Raw genomic sequence first — 22,858 nt, forward strand, 5'->3', positions numbered from 1 at the left:
CTAGCTCTTTAATATTTCACCAACTTCAAGCTTTAATGCTACTCCGCTTATTTTTAAAGCGAATGATTTTTCAATTAAATACTGCAAAAGTTGAGCACCTTGTTTACCACTTAATCCGTTGGCATGAATATTTGAAATACAATTTCTACGCTCATCGGTAAAGCCTATTTTTGGATGATACGTGGTGTAAATACCCATACTTTCAGGTGATGACAAACCTGGTCTTTCACCAATACATACTACTACAAAATCTGCATGGTAAAATTCCGCTACAGCATCACCAATTGCAACTCTCCCATGTTCCACGAGTGTAATTGCGAAAGTATAGCTGTCGTTCAGATTTGGTAAAAGATGATTTAAAACTTTAAAGGCATAAGTATTTACAGCTTTTGCCGAAAGTCCGTCAGTAATGACAAAAACAATATCGACTTTTTCAGTCTTTATTAAATTAGTATTAAACAGTAATTGTCTACCAAGATCAGGTCTCTTTAAATACTCAAGCCTGTCGCTTGCTCTACTTTTAAATGTTTGATATGGTATTTCCTGCGCTTTACATTTTTGGGATAGCCCCTCTACATCTAACTTGGTTACAATAGCATCTTTTGCCATTGCATGTGCATGTTTTAATGCCAGTACTTCGCTCAAAGGCAAACTAGTACCCACATGGCCTAGTGCTACTCTCGCCTTAGTGTGTTCTTTTAATTGCTGCCATTTATTGGCTATGGTTAAATCCTTACTCATAATTTCAACAGCAATTTATTCGCGTCATCTATGCTACATTTATTACCCGCTTCATCTATGATACCCATTTTCAACAACCAAGCTTCAAACTCCGGTGCTGGCTTTTTACCAAGAACCTTACGTAAATACATTGCATCATGAAAAGAGGTAGATTGGTAGTTTAGCATTATATCATCTGTACCGGGTACACCCATAAAAAAATTACATCCGGCTACTCCTAATAAAGTCAATAAATTATCCATATCATCTTGATCGGCATCTGCATGGTTGGTATAACATACATCCATACCCATAGGCAAGCCCATAACTTTGGCACAAAAGTGATCTTCCAATCCCGCACGGATAATCTGTTTTCCATCGAACAAATATTCCGGACCAATAAAACCAACCACAGAGTTCACTAAAAAAGGATCAAAGTGTCTAGCGACCGCATAAGCCCTTGCCTCCATTGTTTGCTGGTCAACACCATGATGGGCATTTGCAGATAAAGCGGACCCTTGACCAGTTTCAAAATACATACACTGATTACCAATCGTACCTCTCGCCAAAGCCAAAGTAGCATCATGAGCTTCCTTTAAAACTTGTAGATCGATACCAAAAGAACTGTTGGCCTTTTGCGAACCGGTAATGGATTGAAATACTAAATCGACCGGAGCTTTATCTATAATCTGTAAAGCTGTAGTTACATGGCACAACACACAACTCTGGGTAGGTATTTCATATTTTAAACGAACATCATCAAGCATTTTCAATAGATTAATAGTCACACTAGGACTATCGGTTGCGGGATTAATACCAATAACCGCATCTCCACAACCATACAATAATCCGTCTATCGTACTTGCTAAAATCCCTTTCATATCATCCGTGGGATGATTGGGCTGTAAGCGCACCGAAACATGACCTTTTAAGCCGACCGTGTTTCTAAAACGGGTAATTACTTGAATTTTGGAAGTGACGGCAATCAAATCTTGATTACGCATTAGCTTACATACGGCAGCTACCATTTCTGGAGTCAATGCTTTGCTAACTTCTAAAATATTTTGCCCAGATGTAGTATTTTCCAGCAACCAATCCCTAAGGTCACCTACCGTAAAATGAGAAATGTTATCAAAAGCTTGGACATCATGGGTATCGATTATTAACCGAGTAACCTCATCTAATTCATAAGGAACTACTGCTTCATTTAAAAAAACTTTTAGGGGCAATTCACTCAACACATACTGAGCTGCAATTCTTTCCGTATTACTAGCGGCTGCAAAACCAGCCAAAGCATCGCCCGATCGTAACGGACTCGCTTTTGCCAAAACAGTTTTCAAATCATCAAAAAGATAATTCTGTTTTCCCAATGTAAATTGATAAGCCATGCTACTTTTTCCGGATTAAAAATACATACACCAAGCTACAAGCAATAAAAATAACAAACGCCGTAAATTGAAGGTATGCAAAAGCCAATACACAAATTAGCGAAATAATTACAGCAGTCATAGCGCTAACGGTTGAGAAAATAGGGTTAAAATCTGAATGTCGATACCAATCGAACTCAGATACCGAAGATATCAAGTCTTCCCTTTTTCTTAAAACCAACAAAGATGCACTTACCGCCAAATACATACATACCGCCCCAAAAACCGACAGTTCAATTAAAAATCCGGTTTGGCTACTCCAAATAGCGACGAGGCTAATAATAAAAACCAACGCAGAAGCAACGGCTCTTTTAGAAACCCCTTTGATTTTTAAATCTGGAAGCAAGGGCTCTAGCTGCGTAGTTGCCGCAAAAGCAATTCCTTGTAAGGAAGCTATGAGTCCAAATAGCCCAATAAATGTAAATAGTTGCACTAAAAAATTCTCTTTCCCCAATATCAATGCCATAGATGCAGGCATGGGATGATTTTCAGTCAGTATATCCATACTTTCTGGCAATTCCCAATTTATACCTCCAGCGGCAAGGAATAACACCAAAAGCGCCAAAGTCAATAAGGTAAAAAAAGCGAGATTATACCCCCTGGTAATTGTTTTTCTAAACCCCTTTCTATCGATTGTTTTGGTCATAAGCGATATCCCTTCAATGGCTAAAAACAACCAAATAGCATATGGTATGGCTTGAACAAAACGCTCAACATCTAATGACCCCACTCCTGAATTCATGAGATTTTCCACTTGAAAAGAACTAACGACAGAACCTTGGTACAAAAACAATTCCGCAATGGCCAATAAGGTTAAAATCACTAACAGACGCACCCCAACATGCATTTCAAAGAGGTTTATGATAGAGAAAAATAATATAAAAAGTGTAGCTATCCAGGGAGACATCGTTAAATCATCTATTAAAAACCCTAAATATTCACCGAGAGAACTGGCAATAGCAGGAGTAGCAAATAAAAATTCAAACAAAATTGCCAACCCTACAAAATAACCCCATTTCTGACCAAAAGCTTTCTCTACATAAGAATGTGGACCATTCGCATTAGGATGTACACATGCCAATTCAATTAAATTTTGCACTAGCCCAAAATACATTAAAGCCGCAACTGCCACAGGAACAAAAAACCATAATGGTCCGGTAATGGCCCAACCTAAATTCCAACCGAAAGATTCACCTGAAATCACCATCCCAACACCAATTGCCCAAATGGCAAAAACTCCAATTTTCTTAGAAACAGCAGGTTTTTCAGTAATCTTCATTAAAGTATGAGTAAGGTGGTGGATATCAACGTTCACCTTAAAGCTAAGATTAATTATGATAGCTTAAGCCCAACACCGATATAATAAATAAGAATTGACATAGAAGTATGAAATCAATAAAAATAATAGGTCCATAATTAAAAACCGATAATTTAAGACTACCAATTTTTTAGTTTCTGTGGTAAAGTCAAGACACAAAAAACCGACACATTATGAGGATATGCCGGTTTTTTCAACTAACTCAAACTTATTCTAAACTCGCTGCAAAGATGCATTCATTTATTATGATCAAGTTTAACTAAACATCAAGGAAACTTTAAATTCGTTTTACATTGACGTATTCTACGATGGAAATAAATTGAACAACAAATCTCTTTCCTATTAACTCAAAGCGACTGCACCGCTACACTAGTTCATATTTCGCTAACCAATTTGTACCTCTTATATTATTGAATTCTAAAAACTCAAAACTATATACATGAAAAAATACCCGTAACTGGGTATTGTTTAGATACCTAACTTCCAATAGTTTTACCAGGTAATCAATCATATTCAATAGAGCGTAGTTGTTAGTTGTAAAAATCCGTTCTCCCCACAAGAGGACGGATTTAACCTAAGTGAAATGCAAAGACAAAAAGAAGAACTTCAAATTTTAGCCAGAATAGGAGAACGAAAGATAAAATCGTTAAAGAATAGCTATGAATTAACCGAAACTGAGCTTTTAACGATTATTAAACTACATTATAAATACAGAAATAGAAAGGAATTGGATTTTGCTAAAACCTTGAATATATTTTAGACCAAGCCCTTCATGGAAATTGCCTATCGAAATCGGGGGAACTAGAGAAGCAACGAAAATGAAGGGCTTGGTTTTTATATTTTTAATGGATAAAACAGCTGCAACCTACACCCATTATATTAACAAATCACCTTATATCATACCCTGACAAATTATTAACAATTAGTGTTAATAACATTTAGTGTGCATTTCATCGAATAAATTCAACTTTTCGTCGTTAATGGATAAAGTTTAAATATTTTCGGATTGCGTTAATTTTTTAGCGAGATAAATTTTACCAACATTTACATGAAATTCCACCTTACCAAAGCCTTTTTCGTCCCTGTTGCAGCCATTGTTTTCTTATTAAGTTTATCTTCTTGCGGTAAAGACTACGACCTAGTTTCAGATTACGTAGTACGTGAGAATGTTGAAACCAATATTTTAGAGGATAACATGAATTCCCAAAATTCTAGTGTAACCTCAATAGATGCCCAAAACAATAAGGGTAAATAATAGGTTTCTGCATCCTACTAGACTCCGATTTTTCACTAGATGGCTTCACATCTATATCTAAGTGTATATATTAGTCAGAAGCGCCACTGTACTTAAATGCTTTTTAACTTTTATACCACTAAATAATATTTAGTTTTCTACCTACTACGTTTCCTTTACCATAAAACAAATTACCATTCTAACTCATTTTCAACTAACTTTGTAATGATTAGATATTCCTCACTTTTTTGTACACGATAATTGACATAGAAACTACCGGTAACGGTATTAAGGGTAATAGAATTACCGAAATTTCTATTTTCAAATATGATGGTCATGAGGTAGTTGACGAATTCACTTCACTAGTAAATCCGGAATGTGAGATTCCCGCTTTTATTACCGGACTTACAGGTATTGATAATGATATGGTACGTAATGCTCCGCTGTTAGAGGATATTATTCCACAGATTATTGACATTACCAAAGACACCATTTTTGTAGCGCACAGCGTCAATTTTGATTATAATGTCATAAAAAATGAATTTAAACTGCTTGGGTATGACTTTTCTAGAAAAAAATTGTGCACTGTACGCTTATCAAGAAAATTATTGCCCGGCTACAATTCTTATAGTTTAGGAAAATTAACCAGTGCCTTAGGCATACCATTAACTGACAGGCACCGTGCCAGGGGTGATGCTCATGCTACCGTACTTTTATTTCATAAATTATTGAGAACTGAAAAAGCTGAAATTGTCTTCAAGCAATTTCTCAATGCCAAATCTCAAGAAGCTACACTACCCCCCGGCTTACCAAAAGAAGAATTTTTAAAATTACCTACGACCCCTGGTGTTTATTATTTTAAAGATCAAAAGGGAAAGATTATTTATGTTGGTAAGGCAAAAAACATCAAAAAAAGAGTGCTTGGGCATTTTTATGATAAAAAGACGAAAGAATTGGTTCTTTGCGCTGAAACCGCTTCTTTAGATTATGAGGAAACAGGTAATGAACTTATTGCACTTTTAAAGGAATCTGCCGAAATTAAACACTATTACCCCAAGTACAATAGTGCTCAGAAAAGGTCTATACAACAATATGGTATTTTCACTTACGTTGACCGCAATGGTATTTACCACTTGGCGTTCAATAAGATAAAAATGACTCCCAACCCTATTGCTGTTTGTTATAGCCCAACGGAGGCCAGACAATATTTAGAAACCCTGTGTAGCACTTTTGAGCTTTGCCCAAAATATTGCCATCTGCAAGAAAACGTGACTGTTTGTTCCCATTACAAAATTAAGCAGTGCATTGGCATTTGCTCGGATCTAGAAATGGTGGATGAGTATAACGAACGCGTTCATAATGCTATACAAAACATTAAAGATGTTTCCTCCACCTTGGTTATTAAGACCAAAGGCAGAACTATGGACGAAAACGGTTTTGTAATCATTAAAGAAAATAACTACGCCGGTTACGGCTTTGCACCTACTGAAGTGGCTATTTCACAAATGGAAGACCTAGAAATGTTCATTACACCGCAAAAAAATACGCTAGAAACCCAGCGTATCGTAGAAAGCTATTTAAGAAAACACCCCAACACTATTTTTCAATTATAGCGTAGTAGGGCACACATAGTCCGTCTTCTCCAAATCTTCTTTCTTCAATGCTCCATAGCCACCTTTAACATCGATCAGATTATGAATACCACGACTTTTTAAAATAGAAGATGCTATAACAGAACGGTAACCACCTGCACAATGCACCAAAAATTCTCCCTTTTCAGGAAATTTGGACAAATGTTTGTTCAATTCACTTAATGGAGTATGAACTGCACCTGCCAAATGCTCGCTTAAATACTCACCATCTTTACGCACATCAAAAACGGCATTACCTTTATCTATTAAAGTTTTGGCTTCAGGTGCCGTAATAGAAGTTATTTGATCTACTTCCTTCCCTGCCGCTTTCCAAGCTTCTATTCCGCCTTTTAAATATCCAATGGCAGCATCAAATCCTACACGGGACAATCTAGTAATAGCCTCTTCTTCTTTACCCTCAGGAATCACCAATAGTAATGGCTGTTTGGTATCCGCAATTAAATCGCCCACCCAAGGAGCAAAATCACCGTTCAATCCTATAAATATGGACCTTGGTATATGACCTTTTACAAATTCATCTTGATGTCTAACATCTAACACCAAAGCCTCGGTATCATTAGCTGCTTTTTCAAATGCATCCGGCGATAATTCAACATTACCACGATTAAGCACATCGTCTATATCTTCATATCCCTCCTTATTCATTTTTACGTTTAAAGGAAAATATTTAGGTGGAGGCAAAAGACCATCGGTTACTTCTTTAATGAATTCTTCCTTGGTCATATCCGCTCTAAGAGCGTAATTCATTTTTTTCTGATTACCCAAGGTATCTACCGTTTCTTTCATCATGTTCTTACCACATGCAGAGCCGGCACCATGTGCAGGATATACGGTAACATCATCAGCCAAAGGCATTATTTTAGTACGCAAACTATCAAACAGCGTACCTGCCAATTGCTCTTGGGTCATATCAGCAGATTTCTGTGCTAGATCAGGTCTACCTACATCACCTAAGAACAAGGTGTCACCAGAGAAAATTGCATGATCTTTACCATTTTCATCACGCAACAAATAAGTAGTACTTTCCATAGTATGCCCCGGTGTATGAAGCACTTTAAAAGTGAGTTTGCCCAACTTAAATTCTTGACCGTCTTCGGCAATGATAGCGTCAAAAGTAGGGTTAGCGGTGGGACCGTAAATAATAGGAGCTCCTGTTTCTTTTGAAAGCGTTACGTGCCCGCTGACAAAATCTGCATGAAAATGGGTTTCAAATATGTACTTGATCTTGGCATTGTCATTTTCAGCCCTTTGAATATAAGGTGTTACCTCACGTAACGGATCAATAATAGCAACTTCCCCATCACTCTCAATGTAATATGCTCCTTGAGCCAAACAACCTGTATATATCTGTTCTATATTCATACTAAACTACTTTATATTATAACAATCACTTCACCTTTAAGGTACAAGATTTTTTTAATTTATATTCCTTTTAGCCTTGGCCATTCTACTATTTTCATAGGCTACCTTCGCGGCCAACAAGGATATCTCATTGGGGTCATCGAAGAAATCGACAGCTTCTTTTGTTTTTACGAACAAAAATTCTCGCTGTAATTCCTTGATAATACCTGTACTAAAAATAATATCCCTTGTTGGTCCAATGGCGCCTGCAATGTAAAATTGCAGTTCACGTTCCCTAATATCGTGTATTAATTTAGTCAACATATCCGCAGCGGTGGCATCAATGTAATTTATGGATTCTGCATTCAAAATAATTCCTTTGAGTGCCGGACCTTTTGCCTTTATATGCTTAAGCAATTGTTTTTTAAAATAAGCTGAATTACCAAAATACAACTGAGAATCGAACCTAACGATCAAAAGATCGTTACGCACCACCACCTCATCTGCAAAACGAATTACATTCTTATAATAGTCGGAATTGCCAATATTACCAATCTCTACAAAATGAGGTTTAGAAGTCCTATAGACCATTAGCAATAAAGAGCATAGAACACCTATTAATATACCTTGTGTAATACCGATGAACAAAGTGATTAAAAAAGTCACCAGCATCACAAAAAATTCATCTTTTCTGTTTGACCATAAATATTTAAAGTACTTAATATCTATAAGTTTTACTACGGATACCATAATGATACTAGCCAGAATAGCATTGGGTAAAAACTTAAACAAAGGTGTTAAAAAAAGTAAGGTCAACACCACCAAAATAACACTGAAAACAGCACTTAAATTGGTTTTAGTACCAGCATCAAAACTAATTGCAGATCTAGAAAAACTTGCTGTCACTGGATACCCTTGAAAAAAAGAACCCACAATATTTGATGACCCTAAAGCAATTAATTCTTGATTTGCCTTTATGGTATCTTCCCCTGTTTTATCTTCAATGGCCTTACCTATAGAAATAGCTTCTAAATAGCCCACCAATGCCAATGCTATAGCAATTGGCGCAAGTTGCTTTACATCTTCAATATTCAATGTAGGCATTATTAAAGATGGCAATCCACTAGGTACGTTTCCTACCAATTTAATTCCGTAAGTTTCTAGCTGAAAAAAGTAAACCGCCACAATCCCCAACACTACGATAATTAATATACCGGGAATATTCTTGGCCCACTTTTTATACCCTAGCAACAAAGCTATACCAACAAGACCGATTGAGAAATCCACATAATTTATTTCTCCTAGCTTATAAAAAATATTAATTACGGTCTTGTAGATTCTGTTACTGCCTACTACGGAAATACCCAACAAATGTTTCATTTGGCTAAAAACAATTATAATAGCCGCGGCAGATGTAAACCCACTTATTACCGGTTTTGAAAGAAAATTGACCAAGAAGCCCATTCGCAAAACCCCCAATAAAAACTGAATAACACCTACCATTAAGGCAAGTACCACCACCATTTTTATATAGTTTTCTACCCCGGTTATAGCCAAGGTACCCAAACCTACAGCCACCAAAAGCGAATCCATGGCCACAGGACCAACCGCTATTTTTCTTGAGGTGCCTAAAAGTGCGTAAACAAGGACAGGAAATAAAGAGGCATAAAGACCATGTACGGGTGGCAAACCTGCTATCATTGCATATGCCATACCTTGTGGCACCAATACAATACCTACGGTAATACCCGCCAACAAATCTTTTACAAAGTCGGTTTTTTTATAGGATGAAATCCAATCCAGAAAAGGAAAAATGTTTTTCACGCCGTAAATTTAATCATTTCATAGGGCATGAAAGCCTATTTGACAGCCAAGATCATGTATTTAAAAGCGCATTAAACTCCAAAGCTTTCGCCACCCAAAAATCCAGGTCATTTTCATTATCGAACCCATCAGGTCCAACAAACAAAAAACCACGTGAAGGCTTACCCGTAAAATCCATTGGGCTACTACCCGGTTTATTTAGCAGTTCTTCATAATTGAGTTTCCCTACTCTTACCATTAGCTTGTCTTCTTCGGTTTTTTTATCGAACATAATACCGATGCACATTTTTCCATTGATCATAAAAATGAATCCGCCCATCATTTTCTTCTCCTCTACAAACCCCTTGCCCTTTAATCTTGTTCTTACCCTATCTGCCAAATATTCACTGTATGCCATTTTCTAAAAGTCCAATCCGTTAGTTTCAAGTTCCATGTATTTTACCTCATCGGCAATTGAAGCGGTATTGCCTGCATAATTTTTACCTCGAAGCTTACCCACGGTATGTGCCTCTAATTCCACCTTGTCATTTCTGTTCAATAGTTCTTTTAACTCCTTTTCAAAATCCGAATGTGAGGAAAGCCATTGCTCTTCCATATCATCGGATAGTATTAATGGCATGCGGGGTTCTTTCAATTTAGGATTATTGTGGATTGTAGCCATCATGCCATGACCAACAGTGGTTACAATTGAAAAGGAATGGATAGCACCACCATGTTCAGGGTGTATCCATTCAGACCATAATGCAGCCAAAGCTAATGGTTCATTATTTTTTCGGTGGATGAAAAATGGATAGGTGTTATTTTTAAAATGATGATGCTCATAAAATCCGTCCACATAAAGTATACAACGTTTCTCATTGGCTGCATCCCTAAAGGCGGGTTTTTCAAAAATGGTTTCTACCCGAGCATTTAATGTACTGTTCCAAATTTTCTTTTGTTGATCCACATTATTTACCCAATGCGGAATTAAACCCCAAGTAGCTACTATGGGATAAAAACGATCCTGATTAGTGTAGATCAACACTTCTGGATGCGAAAACCCCGATGCATGATGAAGCGGTAGATCGGTCAACGGTCCTAATTTTTCAACAATTTCTTCAATTGCCTTTAAATCTTGATTACGTTTCGCTCTTTTTAGCTGCGCTTCCAAACTGGTTTTCACATCATAACACATACGTCTGTTCTTAACGGTAATTTTTGACTATAATGGTTTTAAGCTTACCTTAAAAATAGCAGGCTCATCTTTTACCACCATAAATCCTTCCGCTAAATTCTGTTGTGCCACGGCATACGGATAAAAGGTAATCGGCTCTATACAAACCATATTTGGCACCTCTGTCCAAAGCATAAAATGGCTAAATCCTTCAGATGTTATTTGAATGGATTTCTCATCTTTTAAGGTAATGGTATCCGTTTTAGGCACTTGTAGTGCCCTACTACCCACCGCCATTACTTCTGGAATAGTAATGTCTTGATTGCCCGTTGAGATTACGGCATTTTCTGAATGCAGCATAAATGCCGGATGATAACCCAACATAAAAGGCATACCTTCTTCTCCAGAAATAGAAAATGTAACTTCTAAAGTATTGTTCACCAATTCAAGTGTTTTTACGAACTCAAAATCATAAGGCCAACTCAACTTTTCTGCAGTTGATTTTGCTGGATATTTAGAGTTTAAAATTTCCGTATTCGCGCTATATTTTTTAGAAAATACGGCTTTACTATCGGTACTATCCGTAAGTACATATTCCATTTCACGTAATAGACCATGTTGATCTTGGGTAGCAAATCCTTTTGGAGTATTTACCTTAAAGTCCGCTTCATTGGTAGGGCCGATCAACGGAAACATTTCAGTATCTACATTTCGCCAACCAGGGTTACCTTTTTGATGCATAAACTCATGACCAGAAACTTGGTAGCCTACCAATTCTCCAGCTTCAATTTTAACCTGATGGTCTCCTACTTTTATTGTTGTTATATTACTCATTTATCAATCTATAAATTAATAATGCCGTTCTTTTTGTTAATGCTTCTATCGTATTCAAGTTCACGGTTTCCTCAGGAGTATGGGCAGCATTTCCCATAGTACCCAATCCGTCCAAACAATCTACATATTCCGCTACAAAAGAAGTATCTGCCGCTCCTCTTTTACCAGGATCATATGCAATTACCTCACCTTGCTTCAAATCAAGGCTTACTTGATTTAGCTTTGCCAACAAAGCCTTATTTCCTTCTGTAGGCTGCATTGCCGGATAACTATCTTTGAAAGTCACCTTTGCCGATGTATGCGGTAAATTGTTGGCAACAACCGCTCTCATATTTTCACGGGCACGTTCTTTTTGTTCTTCGGATATAAAACGCAATCCGCCACGCACCTCTGCTTTTTGCGCTACTACATTGGTCTTACCGAACACACTACCCTTACTGGTCATTTCATCAAATTCAACAAACGTTCCTCCCACTAAAGTTCCAGGATTAAAGGTCAATAAATCTTCTCCCTTAACATCGGTATAAAAACCGTTCAATATTCTTGACATTTCAAAAATGGCACCTGCACCCGTGTCTTCACTGAAAATACCCGATGAATGAGCTCTTTTACCTTCCACCTCAACTTTCCAACCAGATGAACCTCTACGGGCAACTGTGGCATAATTGAAACCCGTAGAAGTTTCAAAACCCAGACCAATATCACTTCTTTTTGCTGCCTCAATTAAATCATGCCTACTTTTTTCCAATGGGCTACCAGTACTTTCTTCATCTCCGGTAAATGCGACTATAATCTGGGCATCATCCAGCAATCCGTTTTCCCGTAATGCTTTTAATGCATAGAGCACAATGACATTGCCACCTTTCATATCATTACCTCCTGGCGCATGGGCAATAGAATCGTTCACCAATTTAAATGTTTGAAACGGACTATCTTCTTCAAAAACCGTATCTAAATGACCTATTAATAATAATTTCTTTCCTTTGGTCCCTTTGACCTCCGCAAATAAGTGTCCCGCTCTATTCATTTCTTCGGGCATAGGAATCCACGTACTTTCAAAACCAATTTCAGTAAAAGCAGTAGCAAACTCTTTTCCTACCATTTCTACGCCTTTAAGGTTTAAAGTTCCGCTATTGATATTGACGACTTTCTCCAAGAATGAAATTGCCTGCGCATTATTTTTTTCGATGGATTTTACAACCTTCTTTTCGTTCTTAGAAAGCTTTTGCGCATTGCTAGTGGTCAATAACAACAATGTAAATAGTGTAAAAAGTAACTTTTGATGCATGTGGTCTGTTTTACACCAAATTTACCAAAAACGCTCAAGTTAATGCTAGAATAAACCACTAACTGTGTTAAGTTTAGACCAATGTATAATGTGGTGCATATAATTACTATATTGCACCATAATCTCTTTTTTATGGCAACAATACGAAAATCTATAACCTTTACTGATCAGCAAGATAATTGGATAAAGTTAAAAGTAGAGAGTGGCCATTACACTAATGACAGTGAATATATACGTGATTTGGTTAGAAAAGACCAACAAGAAAATATGAAAATGGCAGAATTAAAAAATGCCATTGATGAAGGTTTACAGAGCGGAAGAAGCTCACTAAAAATCATTGATATTATTGAGCAAGTAGATAATGGCAAACTATAATTTATCTACAAAAGCACAACAAGATTTAATTGCTATTTATAAATATGGTATTAAATTTTTTGGACAATCGCCAGCAACAAGTTACCTACAGAAATTAGAAAATTTTCTATTGGAATTATCTGATAGACCTAGCTTGGCCAAAAATGCATCACCAATTGCAAATGGATTAAAGTTCTATAATTTCAAAGCTCATGTTATATTTTACGAATTTGAAAGCAAGAATGAAATCTATTTGGTAAGAGTTCTAGGAAAACGAATGAATTTTGTAGAACATCTATAATTCAAACTTCTACTACTCAAATCGGATAGCTTTTACCGGTGTAATTCTGGTAATTATATATGATGGAATCAGTAACATCAATAAACATAATAACAAGACACCCGCATTTAAAAGAAGAATAGTCCACAGGTCTATACTTACAGGTATGTACTCAATATAATACTCCTTTGGATTTGGAAATTTAAACACCCTAAACTGATGCTGAATAAAGATAATACCCAAACCAATAAGGTTGCCCCAAAACAAACCTACCGCAATCAAATAAGCCGCATTATATAAAAAGACCTTTCTAATACTCCAATTTGTGGTACCTAATGCCTTTAATATACCGATCATGGGCGTTCGTTCTAAAATAAGTACCAATAATGCGGTAATCATATTAATACCGCCAACTATGATCATAATGCCTATGATCAGGGCAATATTGAAATCAAAAAGTCCGATCCATTCAAAGATTTTATAGTACTTATCTTTTATGGTCTTGGTATCTAAACTAGCAACCGTTTCTCCGTAAATCTCATTTGCTTTTTGATCAATATCATCAAAACTGTTCAAGAATATCTCAAAATTACCAACTTCGGTATCTTCCCACTTATTCATGCGTTGTATATGCCTAATGTCGGTAAATATATAGAGTCCGTCAATCTCTTCAAATCCGCTATCAAAAATACCGGTAATGGTGAACTTACGTTGATTGGGAATTTTATCCGCTGCATCATCCCGTAAAAAAAAAGTAAAAAACGAGTCGCCCACTTTAAAATTGAGTCGGTTTGCCATTATCCTGGAAATCAGCACATCTGAATTAAACTCCCCAGAATAATCTGGCAACACCCCGTCAATAAGAAACTCTTCAAACGGTTTCCAATTATAATCCTTACCAACACCTTTAGCAATAATACCTTCAAAAGTATCTTCCGTTCTTATAATACCCGCCTTGGTGGCCACCGCCTGAATATGTTGCACCCCATCTACCATTTTAAAATCCGGATAGAACTCTTGTTCCGTACTCACAGGTACCACAGATACCTCAGAATTATTATTGTCGTAATTATAGATTTGTACGTGACCGTTAAAAGCGGTCACTTTTTCACGGATTTTTTCTTTTAAACCCAACCCCGTAGCAATAGCGATCAACATCATAACCACCCCAATAGCAATTGCGGCAATAGCTATTTTTATTATTGGTGCGGATATACTAATTTTATGCTCCTTACCCTTTATAAGCCGTTTGGCGATAAAATATTCTAGATTCAAATGATGTTATTTTTATCCAATTTCAAAAGTACAGTTTTATTATGGTTTTTGGTATTGGCTACTTGCGGAAACGATTCCGAAAATGTAGCCGAGCACACGCAAAGCCAAACCGAGCCACAAATAGTACAAGAGAAAAAAGAAATAGTTGTAGCCGCTAACCGCACGGAAGCCTATCTACCAATTTTAAAAGGAAAAAAAATAGCCGTTGTCGCCAACCAGACCAGTGTCATTTTTAAACCAAAAGGTCACACCCATTTGGTTGATAGCCTACTATCTTTAGGTGTGGACATCAAACACGTTTTTGCCCCAGAACATGGATTTAGGGGGAATTTTGATGCCGGTGAGCACGTGAATAATAGTAAAGACATAAAGACAGGGCTAGAACTGATATCCTTACATGGAAAAAATAGAAAACCAAACCAAGATCAATTAGAGGGTTTAGACTTAGTGCTGTTCGATATACAAGATGTGGGCGTTCGTTTTTACACTTATATTTCTACCATGCAATTAGTGATGGAGGCTTGTGCAGAAAAAGGTATTCCCGTTTTGGTATTGGATAGACCAAACCCGAACGCACATTATGTAGATGGCCCAACGATGGAAGCAGAACACACTTCTTTTCTTGGCATGACCCTAATACCTTTAGTGTATGGTATGACCATTGGTGAATATGCAAATATGATCAATGAAGAAATGTGGCTTGAAGGAAATAAAAAAGTAAATTTAACAGTAATTCCTCTAGAAAACTGGGCGCATGACATGTTCTACAGTTTACCTATTAGACCTTCGCCAAACTTGCCTAACGACACTTCAATTACCCTATACCCGAGTTTAGGAATGTTTGAAGGTACCAATATCAATGCCGGTCGTGGAACGGAGTTTCAATTTCAACGTTATGGAGCGTCATTTTTAGATTCAAAAGTGTATGATTTCACCTATACTCCCAAACCAAATTTTGGTTCTAAATACCCAAAGGAAGAGGGAAAACTTTGTTATGGCAAAGATTTATCGAGAACCGAACGAATGAACCAAGTAACGATGGATTTTATTATTGACGCCTATACCAATACCTTGGACAAAAGTAAATTCTTTTTAACGAGCGGATTTACCAAACACGCAGGCAATAATAGACTTCAAAAACAAATTGAAGCCGGTGCTACCAATGCCGAAATTAAAGGGACTTGGCAAGAAGACATTGAAAAGTTTAAAAAAATAAGGGCAAAGTATCTACTTTACTAAAGGCTGTTCATTTACAACTTCTGCTAGGTTACTACCATCTGTGGTAGGTTTTCTATACCCAACAAAAGGATACTTTAGCAATGGTCCAATTTTACCATTGGCAACCTCATCAGGAAAAGTGTCAACGCCGTAGATAATTTTCTCTCGATCTAAATGCATGTACGTACCGAACAAACGATCCCACCAAGAAAAAATATTACCGTAATTAGAATCTGTATATGGTAACACGTAGTGGTGATGTACTTTATGCATATCTGGCGAAATCAACACCCAGCTAATTGCTTTGTCCACACTTTTTGGCAATTTTATGTTCGCATGGTTAAATTGTGACAATACTACAGATAAACTTTGGTACAACATTATTATGCCTATAGGCGCACCAACGATAAAAACCCCAACAAGGGTAAACATATACCTGATCAAACTTTCTAAAGGGTGATGTCTATTTGCTGTAGTAGTATCCACATTATGGTCTGTATGATGCACCAAATGAACCATCCACAAGGGTTTTACACGGTGCTCTACCAAGTGGGCCAAATATGCCCCTATAAGGTCAAGCAAGGCAACACCTAAAAACACATAAGCCCATAGTGGCATTTCTGGTAACCAATTAATAATTCCGAAATCATTGGCAACTGTCCAGTCAGACGTTTTCAAAAGAAAAAATGCCAACGGAAAGTTTACGATTATGGTGGTCAAGGTAAAAAAGAAATTGGGTACGGAATGCTTCCACTTATTATAAGCACCATTGAATAAGGGGACAATACCTTCCAGTATCCAGAAAAAGGTAATACCACCCACCAAAATTAAAGAGCGGTGTGCAGCAGGTATCGATTCAAAATAGGTTATTAATTGTTCCATTAAATAAGTAAATAGTTAAATTATAAACTGCAGAATTCAAACTGCAACTCAATTATAGTATCATCAGTAAAATATTCAAATTCTAATGATTTTGTAATTAATTACGTAATATAATAAAGTTTTATTGATTTAACCCGCTACAGATACAGGATACGTAAACCATGTCATCCTTGAATTAATGACACTAAAAAAATAGAATTTCACAACAGGGTAAACTTTATTGGGTCCATTACCCGCCAAGTATCTTGTATGTTATATGACTTTTTTAAAACGATCAGAAACTTCTTATCGTTACTTGAACATTCCATGGTAATACTTCCTCTTTCAATAGGTACGTTATGGTCAGGGTTACTTTTATAACTTACTTTTTCTAAAATAATATCTTTCCACAATACCCCGAAAGAGTTTCCTCTTTTACTAATGTCTTTAAAATTCTCGATAGCTTTAATCTCAAAATTTGAAATTATGGTATCTACTGAAGGAATATTTTCATTGGGCTGAGCATTTTTGACCATTGGAATCAAATATTCCACTTCGTTTTTAGTAGGTAAGATTTTTAAAAATTCTTTTTCACTCTGAGTTTTCAGGGCATTAAAAACAGAATTTACAACCTCAGTATTTCTAAAATCTTCTTGCGCAACGGAAGTATAGGTTACCAATAAGGAAATCATCAATAAAGAAAAATAAAGGGTACGTTTCATCAATAAAATTTTGGTTGAATAGTATATCTGAGGTAAATAAAAAACTATTAACTAATCTAATTCAAAAACAACATTTCTTTCGGTATTTGTCTTATACCTGATTTTGGGAGCAATCTCTAAACTAGAACCATAGCGATAATTTTTACTACTTGGGTTTAGCATATAATCAAGTTGATGTTCAATCATTTTTTCAAACGGGACTAGGAAGTCCGCCGTATCACATTGTTCAATCGTTCCTTTATTCAACAAGTTTAAAACGGTATAGACCGATTCTATGGTGCTAAGACAAAGTGCTTCTGGTTGTTGTTTGATGATGAATTTTGATGCTATGCTATTATCAAAACTAACCCTATTTAACTTTTGCAGGTTCTTACTCAATTTAAGCATCTTTCTGGCACAGGGCCAGGTACCATCGAGAATGAAGATATTTGCACCATTACCTATAAAATTATGCATTTCAGCACTACTTCTTTGAGATAGGTTAAAACTGTTTTTACCCGGGTAAAGTAAAAATGAATTTTCATTACTGTCCAATAATTCATTTACACGAGTATTATCACTAAAATCTACGCCCACTATTATTTCAGAATTTTCCAGTTGAAGATTCGTCATGTAGCCTGTACCGTTCCTTTCCTTTTTATACTCCTTAGGGTGCATTAAAATAATGAAACGTGTTTTAGTTTTTACGGCACTAATATGTTCACAAATACAGGTACTTGAAGGTCTCATGCACTGGTAACATTTTACTCTTGGATTATTAATATCAACTAGCAATCTTAATTTATTTTCAATATTCTACTTACCTAATCAACTTCTTCATCTCCTCTACAATATTATAAGCAGCAGGACAAATAGACACATTTTTTAGGGTAAGATTACTAATTTGCTGAAACTTCTTTCTGTTGGTATGCGGAAATTCTCGACATGCTTTTGGGCGAACATCATAAATGGAGCAGTAATTATCAGCACCTAAAAAAGTACATGGTACTTGCTGTAACACATAATCGTTCTCCTCATCTACCCTTAAATAGGTTTCAATGAATTTTTGTGGCTTCAATCGGAACGATTTTGAAATGCGCTCCACATCTGCGTTGGTAAATAACGGTCCTGTAGTTTTGCAACAATTGGCACAGGTTAGGCAATCGGTACGTTCAAATTCCGTCTCATGTAGTTCTTGCATGGTATAGTCCAAATCCTTTGGCGGTTTTTTCCTTAGTTTGGCAAAGAACTTTTTATTTTCATTATGTTTTTCCCTTGCCTTTTTGGGCAATAGACGTAAAACCTCTTCCATGTATCAAATTAATTCTTCAAAACTAGGAAAGTAGTACCAAAAAGCGAGACTTTTGCAGATAGAAATACTAGAATTTTGGACAAGGACATTTTAGGAACAGCACTCTTAGATTATCAACAAGGTAATTATTCAGAAGATATCATCACCTATTCTTCGCTTGAAGAAGAAGATGTATTACCATTACCCTATATGTTCAGAAATTTTGGGGAAATGCCCAAGATTGAACAAAAAGCTCTGAAATTATGTAAGGGTAAGGTTTTGGACGTTGGTTGTGGCGCAGGTAGCCACAGTCTATATTTACAGAAAAAAGGTCTATTGGTCACTGGTTTAGATGCATCGGAAGGTGCAATATCCGTAAGCAAGCAACGTGGACTTAAAAGCACCGCACATTCAGAACTTTTAAAATACGAAGGAGATAAGTACGATACTATTCTCATTTTGATGAATGGCGTTGGTTTGGCAGGTACTCTAAACGGCTTAGAACCCTTTTTCAATAAGCTAAAGTCACTACTTAATGAGAACGGACAAATTCTTTTAGACTCCAGCGATATTATCTACATGTTCGAAAATGACGAAGATGGTGGTTATTGGATACCCGATAATGTTAATTACTACGGTGAAGTGAACTTTAGTATGGAATATAAAAACGAAAAAAGCACTACTTTCCCTTGGCTCTATGTTGATTACAACACGCTACAAAGGGCTGCAAATTATAGCAATTTAACATGTAATCTTGTAATGGAAGGCGAACATTACGACTATTTAGCAAGATTGACCCATATGAAGTAATAGGTCAACTTTTTTTTCGTTATCCTATGCATACATATATTATTATGACCAAATACAAAGGTTTATTGCTATTAGGTATTCTACTATTTACCTTTTCTTGCTCTAAAAGCTCTTCTGATTCTGAAGATGTTAACGCTACAACACAAGTGGATAAGAGCGGTAATCTTTTGGCAACAGGAGATTCTGCCTTTGATATACTTTCAAATGACAATTTTGACAAACTTTTAATAGAGATAGCTTACGTAAGTGGTTTCAGACCAACGGAGTCAGCTATGACCCAATTCACCGATTACTTGAAACAGCATACGTTCAAAGAAGATATTGAATTGATTTACAATGAACTATCCAGCCCGTCAGAAGACGAACTTACCCTTCAAGAAATTGCAGATTTAGAAACTTCTAACAGAACCGTATTCAATACGGGCAGCACTTTGGCAATTTATATTTATTTTGCCGATGCCCCTGCGGAAGGTGATGATCTTGATGGAGGTTTAGTAACTCTAGGTTCGGTATATAGAAACACTTCAATGATCATTCATGAGGTAACCGTTAGGGAATTGGCAAGTTTAAGTTCGTCGATCAACGAGAGCGATGTGGAGACAACTACCCTAAACCATGAATTTGGGCATTTATTCGGGTTAGTGGATTTAGGTACTGAAATGGTCAATGACCACCAATCTCAATCTGAAAACGAAGATGGTCAATTAGTGGGTGATAACCATTGTAATCAAGAGGGATGCCTTATGCGAGCAGAATTACAATTTGGAGGTTCATCAGGAAAATCTTTATCCTCAAATGCTTCGGCCAAGTACGAGGCCGGTATAACATCCGGTTGTACTTTATCTGGAGCCACCGTATTACATCTTTTACAGCAAAACACTGCAAAAGGTGTTGCCACAGTAGGTTTAGACCCAGAATGTTTGTTGGATATACAAGCAAATGGCGGTCGCCAATAAGCAAAAAATCAGTTAAGGAATATTAAGGTATTTATGGGTCTGTAAAGATACTTTCCATTTGGGATTGTTCATTACATAATCTACGATCATTGGAACCACCTTGTCTCTAACACTCCATTCGGGCTGTAAGTACAAAATACAATTTGCATTGGTTTTGGCTGCTTGCTCCTCGGCAAAAATTAAATCGTGTTTGTTATAGACAATTACTTTAAGCTCATGCGCTTCGTCATAGATACGACCTTCCGGTAATTTGTTTTTCTTTGGTGACAGGCAGATCCAATCCCACTCACCCGATAAGGTATATGCACCCGAAGTTTCAATATGGGTCTTTAGCCCCTTTTCCTTTAAGGCCTTGGTAATGGGGTTCATATCCCACATTAATGGCTCTCCTCCGGTAATGACAATGGTATCTGAATATTTGGCTGCATTATCCACAATATGCTCAATAGCCGTAGGCGGATGTGTTTCTGCATTCCAGCTTTCTTTCACATCACACCAATGGCAGCCTACATCGCATCCGCCAACACGAATAAAATAAGCTGCAGTTCCCTTATGGAATCCTTCACCCTGTATGGTATAAAACTCTTCCATTAAGGGTAAATACACCCCTTTATTCACTTTCTCCAGTACCTCCTCATTTTTCATTCGGCAAAGATACGCTTTAGTTCACAATTTATATAAGAAGAACATGATGGTTAATTCTGCCTTAGACTAGTACTATAGGCGCGTACAATGTTAAAAAGTAGTGATATTTAAGGGTGATGTTGTTTTTTGGTTTGGTGAAAAATGCCCTATTTTTATCGAAAATATAGAAAATGGCCGGTACCGAAGATTTTTTTGACCATATAGAAAAAGGATATGCCACAAAGGGCGATTATATAAATATGGGCGCTGCCATGTTAAATGGTGAAGCCGTAAAAAATGCCTTCGTAAAAATACCTTTAAAAACCTTAAATAGGCACGGGCTTATTGCCGGAGCTACCGGTACAGGAAAAACAAAAACATTACAGGTTTTGGCAGAAAATTTATCTGACAAGGGTATTCCGGTAATGTTGATGGACCTTAAAGGTGATTTAAGTGGATTGGCACAACCTAGTCCCGGTCATGCAAAAATAGACGAGCGCCATGAAAAAATAGGCTTCCCTTTTGAGGCCAGTAGTTTTCCCGTAGAAATACTTTCGTTGTCAGAGCAAGATGGCGTAAAATTGAGAGCCACAGTTTCCGAATTTGGTCCTGTGCTGTTATCAAGAATACTAGACCTTTCCGAAACGCAATCTGGTATTGTGTCCGTTGTATTCAAATATTGCGATGACCAAAAAATGCCCCTATTGGACCTAAAAGATTTTAAAAAGGTATTACAATACGCAACGGGTACTGGCAAAGCAGAATTCACCAAGGAATATGGTAGAATATCCACAAGCTCTACCGGTGCAATTCTTAGAAAAATCATTGAGCTGGAACAGCAAGGTGCTGAATTGTTCTTTGGTGAAAAATCTTTTGATGTAAACGACCTTACCCGAATAGATGATGAAGGACGAGGCTATATCAATATATTACGACTGACCGATATTCAAGATAGACCTAAGCTTTTCTCTACTTTTATGTTGAGCTTACTTGCAGAAATCTACGATACCTTCCCTGAACAAGGTGATAGTGACAAACCAGAATTAATTTTGTTCATAGATGAAGCCCACCTTATTTTCAAGGAAGCTTCAAAAGCACTGTTAGATCAAATAGAGAGTATTGTAAAACTAATTCGTTCAAAAGGAATAGGTTTATATTTTGTAACCCAAAACCCTACAGATGTACCAAATGATGTCTTATCTCAATTAGGGCTAAAAGTTCAGCATGCGTTAAGAGCGTTTACCGCCAGGGACAGAAAGGCTATCAAGCTAACGGCAGAGAACTACCCGGAATCTGACTATTACGATACTAAAGAAGTGTTGACTTCCCTTGGTATAGGTGAAGCATTAATTTCAGCTTTAGATGAAAAAGGTAGACCTACCCCACTTGCCGCAACCTTACTACGTGCACCAATGAGCCGTATGGATGTTTTAACAAAAAAAGAATTGAACGAAGTAGTCAACAGCTCTTCATTGGTTAAGAAATATGGTGAAATAATCGATAGGGAAAGTGCCTATGAAATTTTGAACGAAAAAATTGAAACTGCCGAAAAGTTAGCGGAAAAAGAAAAAAACAAACCTGCTGCGCGCAAGACCACCAAAAGAGCCAGTACCAGACAAAACCCTGTAATAAAGGTGTTAACCAGCGCTACATTTATAAGAGGTGTACTTGGAGTATTAAAAAAAGTGATGAGATAA

24 protein-coding genes are annotated in these 22,858 nt (G+C 36.8%); 9 read left to right on the forward strand and 15 right to left on the reverse strand.

Annotated elements, in window-relative coordinates; genetic code table 11:
- The 3 genes from eutC to VBZ51_RS02095 are packed head-to-tail and all read right to left on the reverse strand — an operon-like array spanning position 1 to position 3,426.
- Positions 1 to 741: an ethanolamine ammonia-lyase subunit EutC gene (eutC, locus tag VBZ51_RS02085; RefSeq protein WP_416575917.1), complete on the reverse strand. Its 741-nt coding sequence runs from the start codon at positions 739 to 741 to the stop codon at positions 1 to 3.
- Positions 738 to 2,108, reverse strand: coding sequence for an ethanolamine ammonia-lyase subunit EutB (locus VBZ51_RS02090; RefSeq protein ID WP_416575918.1), 1,371 nt, complete (start codon positions 2,106 to 2,108; stop codon positions 738 to 740). Before VBZ51_RS02090 ends, eutC begins: the two co-directional genes overlap by 4 nt.
- A 1-nt stretch (position 2,109) precedes the next feature.
- Positions 2,110 to 3,426 (reverse strand): amino acid permease, encoded by a 1,317-nt coding sequence (locus tag VBZ51_RS02095; RefSeq protein ID WP_416575919.1) that lies wholly within the window; start codon positions 3,424 to 3,426, stop codon positions 2,110 to 2,112.
- A gap of 622 nt (positions 3,427 to 4,048) precedes the next feature.
- On the opposite strand from VBZ51_RS02095, the gene VBZ51_RS02100 reads away from it, so the two are divergent.
- The 3 genes from VBZ51_RS02100 to VBZ51_RS02110 all read left to right on the forward strand — a co-directional run bounded on the left by VBZ51_RS02100 (position 4,049) and on the right by VBZ51_RS02110 (position 6,312).
- Positions 4,049 to 4,225: a hypothetical protein gene (locus VBZ51_RS02100; protein ID WP_157490851.1), complete on the forward strand. Its 177-nt coding sequence runs from the start codon at positions 4,049 to 4,051 to the stop codon at positions 4,223 to 4,225.
- A gap of 288 nt (positions 4,226 to 4,513) precedes the next feature.
- Positions 4,514 to 4,720 (forward strand): hypothetical protein, encoded by a 207-nt coding sequence (locus VBZ51_RS02105; protein ID WP_058103771.1) that lies wholly within the window; start codon positions 4,514 to 4,516, stop codon positions 4,718 to 4,720.
- Between the two features lie 227 nt (positions 4,721 to 4,947).
- Complete coding sequence (locus VBZ51_RS02110) at positions 4,948 to 6,312, forward strand: exonuclease domain-containing protein (protein WP_416575920.1); 1,365 nt, start codon at positions 4,948 to 4,950, stop codon at positions 6,310 to 6,312.
- Here VBZ51_RS02110 and VBZ51_RS02115 read toward each other — a convergent pair.
- Genes VBZ51_RS02115 through VBZ51_RS02140 form a run of 6 tightly spaced genes read right to left on the reverse strand, consistent with a single transcriptional unit; the run spans position 6,307 to position 12,791 of the window.
- Positions 6,307 to 7,713, reverse strand: coding sequence for an MBL fold metallo-hydrolase (locus VBZ51_RS02115; protein WP_099189574.1), 1,407 nt, complete (start codon positions 7,711 to 7,713; stop codon positions 6,307 to 6,309). The genes VBZ51_RS02110 and VBZ51_RS02115 overlap by 6 nt on opposite strands.
- 54 nt (positions 7,714 to 7,767) lie before the next feature.
- Positions 7,768 to 9,516 (reverse strand): SulP family inorganic anion transporter, encoded by a 1,749-nt coding sequence (locus tag VBZ51_RS02120; RefSeq protein ID WP_416575921.1) that lies wholly within the window; start codon positions 9,514 to 9,516, stop codon positions 7,768 to 7,770.
- A gap of 52 nt (positions 9,517 to 9,568) precedes the next feature.
- The gene (locus tag VBZ51_RS02125) at positions 9,569 to 9,913 is read right to left on the reverse strand and encodes a TfoX/Sxy family protein (RefSeq protein ID WP_416575922.1); all 345 of its coding nucleotides are present in this window, start codon (positions 9,911 to 9,913) and stop codon (positions 9,569 to 9,571) included.
- Between the two features lie 3 nt (positions 9,914 to 9,916).
- Entirely contained in the window at positions 9,917 to 10,690 is a 774-nt protein-coding gene (locus VBZ51_RS02130) for an SOS response-associated peptidase (protein WP_416575923.1), read from the reverse strand.
- A 27-nt stretch (positions 10,691 to 10,717) separates the two neighbouring features.
- The gene (locus tag VBZ51_RS02135; RefSeq protein ID WP_416575924.1) at positions 10,718 to 11,503 is read right to left on the reverse strand and encodes an aldose 1-epimerase; all 786 of its coding nucleotides are present in this window, start codon (positions 11,501 to 11,503) and stop codon (positions 10,718 to 10,720) included.
- Positions 11,496 to 12,791, reverse strand: coding sequence for a M20/M25/M40 family metallo-hydrolase (locus VBZ51_RS02140; protein WP_416575925.1), 1,296 nt, complete (start codon positions 12,789 to 12,791; stop codon positions 11,496 to 11,498). Before VBZ51_RS02140 ends, VBZ51_RS02135 begins: the two co-directional genes overlap by 8 nt.
- Before the next feature lie 132 nt (positions 12,792 to 12,923).
- On the opposite strand from VBZ51_RS02140, the gene VBZ51_RS02145 reads away from it, so the two are divergent.
- Together VBZ51_RS02145 and VBZ51_RS02150 are read left to right on the forward strand one after the other, a co-directional pair.
- Positions 12,924 to 13,166, forward strand: a complete 243-nt coding sequence (locus VBZ51_RS02145; RefSeq protein WP_416575926.1) for a type II toxin-antitoxin system ParD family antitoxin — start codon at positions 12,924 to 12,926, stop codon at positions 13,164 to 13,166.
- A complete protein-coding gene (locus tag VBZ51_RS02150) occupies positions 13,153 to 13,446 on the forward strand; it encodes a type II toxin-antitoxin system RelE/ParE family toxin (RefSeq protein WP_416575927.1) in 294 nt (97 codons plus the stop codon). The genes VBZ51_RS02145 and VBZ51_RS02150 overlap by 14 nt, the downstream gene beginning before the upstream one ends.
- Before the next feature lie 12 nt (positions 13,447 to 13,458).
- Here VBZ51_RS02150 and VBZ51_RS02155 read toward each other — a convergent pair whose 3' ends face one another.
- A complete protein-coding gene (locus tag VBZ51_RS02155; protein WP_416575928.1) occupies positions 13,459 to 14,700 on the reverse strand; it encodes an ABC transporter permease in 1,242 nt (413 codons plus the stop codon).
- Positions 14,701 to 14,703: 3 nt separating this feature from the next.
- Between VBZ51_RS02155 and VBZ51_RS02160 the strand changes: the two genes are divergently transcribed.
- Positions 14,704 to 15,939, forward strand: coding sequence for an exo-beta-N-acetylmuramidase NamZ domain-containing protein (locus VBZ51_RS02160; protein ID WP_416576258.1), 1,236 nt, complete (start codon positions 14,704 to 14,706; stop codon positions 15,937 to 15,939).
- Here the strand turns inward: VBZ51_RS02160 and VBZ51_RS02165 are convergent.
- The 4 genes from VBZ51_RS02165 to VBZ51_RS02180 all read right to left on the reverse strand — a co-directional run bounded on the left by VBZ51_RS02165 (position 15,928) and on the right by VBZ51_RS02180 (position 18,792).
- On the reverse strand, positions 15,928 to 16,800 hold the full coding sequence (locus VBZ51_RS02165; protein WP_416575929.1) for a sterol desaturase family protein: 873 nt from the start codon (positions 16,798 to 16,800) through the stop codon (positions 15,928 to 15,930). The two genes, VBZ51_RS02160 and VBZ51_RS02165, sit on opposite strands and share 12 nt — an antisense overlap.
- A 200-nt stretch (positions 16,801 to 17,000) precedes the next feature.
- Complete coding sequence (locus VBZ51_RS02170) at positions 17,001 to 17,501, reverse strand: hypothetical protein (protein ID WP_416575930.1); 501 nt, start codon at positions 17,499 to 17,501, stop codon at positions 17,001 to 17,003.
- A gap of 51 nt (positions 17,502 to 17,552) precedes the next feature.
- Entirely contained in the window at positions 17,553 to 18,275 is a 723-nt protein-coding gene (locus tag VBZ51_RS02175) for a tRNA-uridine aminocarboxypropyltransferase (RefSeq protein WP_416575931.1), read from the reverse strand.
- A gap of 25 nt (positions 18,276 to 18,300) precedes the next feature.
- On the reverse strand, positions 18,301 to 18,792 hold the full coding sequence (locus VBZ51_RS02180) for a YkgJ family cysteine cluster protein (protein ID WP_416575932.1): 492 nt from the start codon (positions 18,790 to 18,792) through the stop codon (positions 18,301 to 18,303).
- A 75-nt stretch (positions 18,793 to 18,867) separates the two neighbouring features.
- Here VBZ51_RS02180 and VBZ51_RS02185 point away from each other — a divergent pair, with 75 nt between their 5' ends.
- Together VBZ51_RS02185 and VBZ51_RS02190 are read left to right on the forward strand one after the other, a co-directional pair.
- Positions 18,868 to 19,581 (forward strand): class I SAM-dependent methyltransferase, encoded by a 714-nt coding sequence (locus VBZ51_RS02185; RefSeq protein WP_416575933.1) that lies wholly within the window; start codon positions 18,868 to 18,870, stop codon positions 19,579 to 19,581.
- 44 nt (positions 19,582 to 19,625) lie between these two features.
- A complete protein-coding gene (locus VBZ51_RS02190) occupies positions 19,626 to 20,537 on the forward strand; it encodes a hypothetical protein (protein ID WP_416575934.1) in 912 nt (303 codons plus the stop codon).
- Positions 20,538 to 20,549: 12 nt separating this feature from the next.
- On the opposite strand, the gene VBZ51_RS02195 is transcribed toward VBZ51_RS02190, so the two are convergent.
- Entirely contained in the window at positions 20,550 to 21,182 is a 633-nt protein-coding gene (locus VBZ51_RS02195) for a 7-carboxy-7-deazaguanine synthase QueE (protein ID WP_091606554.1), read from the reverse strand.
- A gap of 170 nt (positions 21,183 to 21,352) precedes the next feature.
- On the opposite strand from VBZ51_RS02195, the gene VBZ51_RS02200 reads away from it, so the two are divergent.
- Positions 21,353 to 22,858 carry a helicase HerA-like domain-containing protein gene (locus VBZ51_RS02200; RefSeq protein WP_416575935.1) on the forward strand — a complete coding sequence of 502 codons (1,506 nt, stop codon included), beginning with the start codon at positions 21,353 to 21,355 and terminating at the stop codon, positions 22,856 to 22,858.

It is taken from the genome of Maribacter sp. HS, from assembly GCF_048059195.1.
GTDB lineage: Bacteria > Bacteroidota > Bacteroidia > Flavobacteriales > Flavobacteriaceae > Maribacter > Maribacter dokdonensis.

Coding starts and splice junctions, on each gene's coding strand:
- eutC (WP_416575917.1), bottom strand. CDS start 741: ATGAGTAAGGATTTAACCATAGCCAATAAATGGCAGCAATTAAAAGAA.
- VBZ51_RS02090 (WP_416575918.1), bottom strand. CDS start 2,108: ATGGCTTATCAATTTACATTGGGAAAACAGAATTATCTTTTTGATGAT.
- VBZ51_RS02095 (WP_416575919.1), bottom strand. CDS start 3,426: ATGAAGATTACTGAAAAACCTGCTGTTTCTAAGAAAATTGGAGTTTTT.
- VBZ51_RS02100 (WP_157490851.1), top strand. CDS start 4,049: ATGCAAAGACAAAAAGAAGAACTTCAAATTTTAGCCAGAATAGGAGAA.
- VBZ51_RS02105 (WP_058103771.1), top strand. CDS start 4,514: ATGAAATTCCACCTTACCAAAGCCTTTTTCGTCCCTGTTGCAGCCATT.
- VBZ51_RS02115 (WP_099189574.1), bottom strand. CDS start 7,713: ATGAATATAGAACAGATATATACAGGTTGTTTGGCTCAAGGAGCATAT.
- VBZ51_RS02125 (WP_416575922.1), bottom strand. CDS start 9,913: ATGGCATACAGTGAATATTTGGCAGATAGGGTAAGAACAAGATTAAAG.
- VBZ51_RS02130 (WP_416575923.1), bottom strand. CDS start 10,690: ATGTGTTATGATGTGAAAACCAGTTTGGAAGCGCAGCTAAAAAGAGCG.
- VBZ51_RS02135 (WP_416575924.1), bottom strand. CDS start 11,503: ATGAGTAATATAACAACAATAAAAGTAGGAGACCATCAGGTTAAAATT.
- VBZ51_RS02140 (WP_416575925.1), bottom strand. CDS start 12,791: ATGCATCAAAAGTTACTTTTTACACTATTTACATTGTTGTTATTGACC.
- VBZ51_RS02145 (WP_416575926.1), top strand. CDS start 12,924: ATGGCAACAATACGAAAATCTATAACCTTTACTGATCAGCAAGATAAT.
- VBZ51_RS02150 (WP_416575927.1), top strand. CDS start 13,153: ATGGCAAACTATAATTTATCTACAAAAGCACAACAAGATTTAATTGCT.
- VBZ51_RS02160 (WP_416576258.1), top strand. CDS start 14,704: ATGTTATTTTTATCCAATTTCAAAAGTACAGTTTTATTATGGTTTTTG.
- VBZ51_RS02165 (WP_416575929.1), bottom strand. CDS start 16,800: ATGGAACAATTAATAACCTATTTTGAATCGATACCTGCTGCACACCGC.
- VBZ51_RS02170 (WP_416575930.1), bottom strand. CDS start 17,501: ATGAAACGTACCCTTTATTTTTCTTTATTGATGATTTCCTTATTGGTA.
- VBZ51_RS02180 (WP_416575932.1), bottom strand. CDS start 18,792: ATGGAAGAGGTTTTACGTCTATTGCCCAAAAAGGCAAGGGAAAAACAT.
- VBZ51_RS02190 (WP_416575934.1), top strand. CDS start 19,626: ATGACCAAATACAAAGGTTTATTGCTATTAGGTATTCTACTATTTACC.
- VBZ51_RS02195 (WP_091606554.1), bottom strand. CDS start 21,182: ATGAAAAATGAGGAGGTACTGGAGAAAGTGAATAAAGGGGTGTATTTA.
- VBZ51_RS02200 (WP_416575935.1), top strand. CDS start 21,353: ATGGCCGGTACCGAAGATTTTTTTGACCATATAGAAAAAGGATATGCC.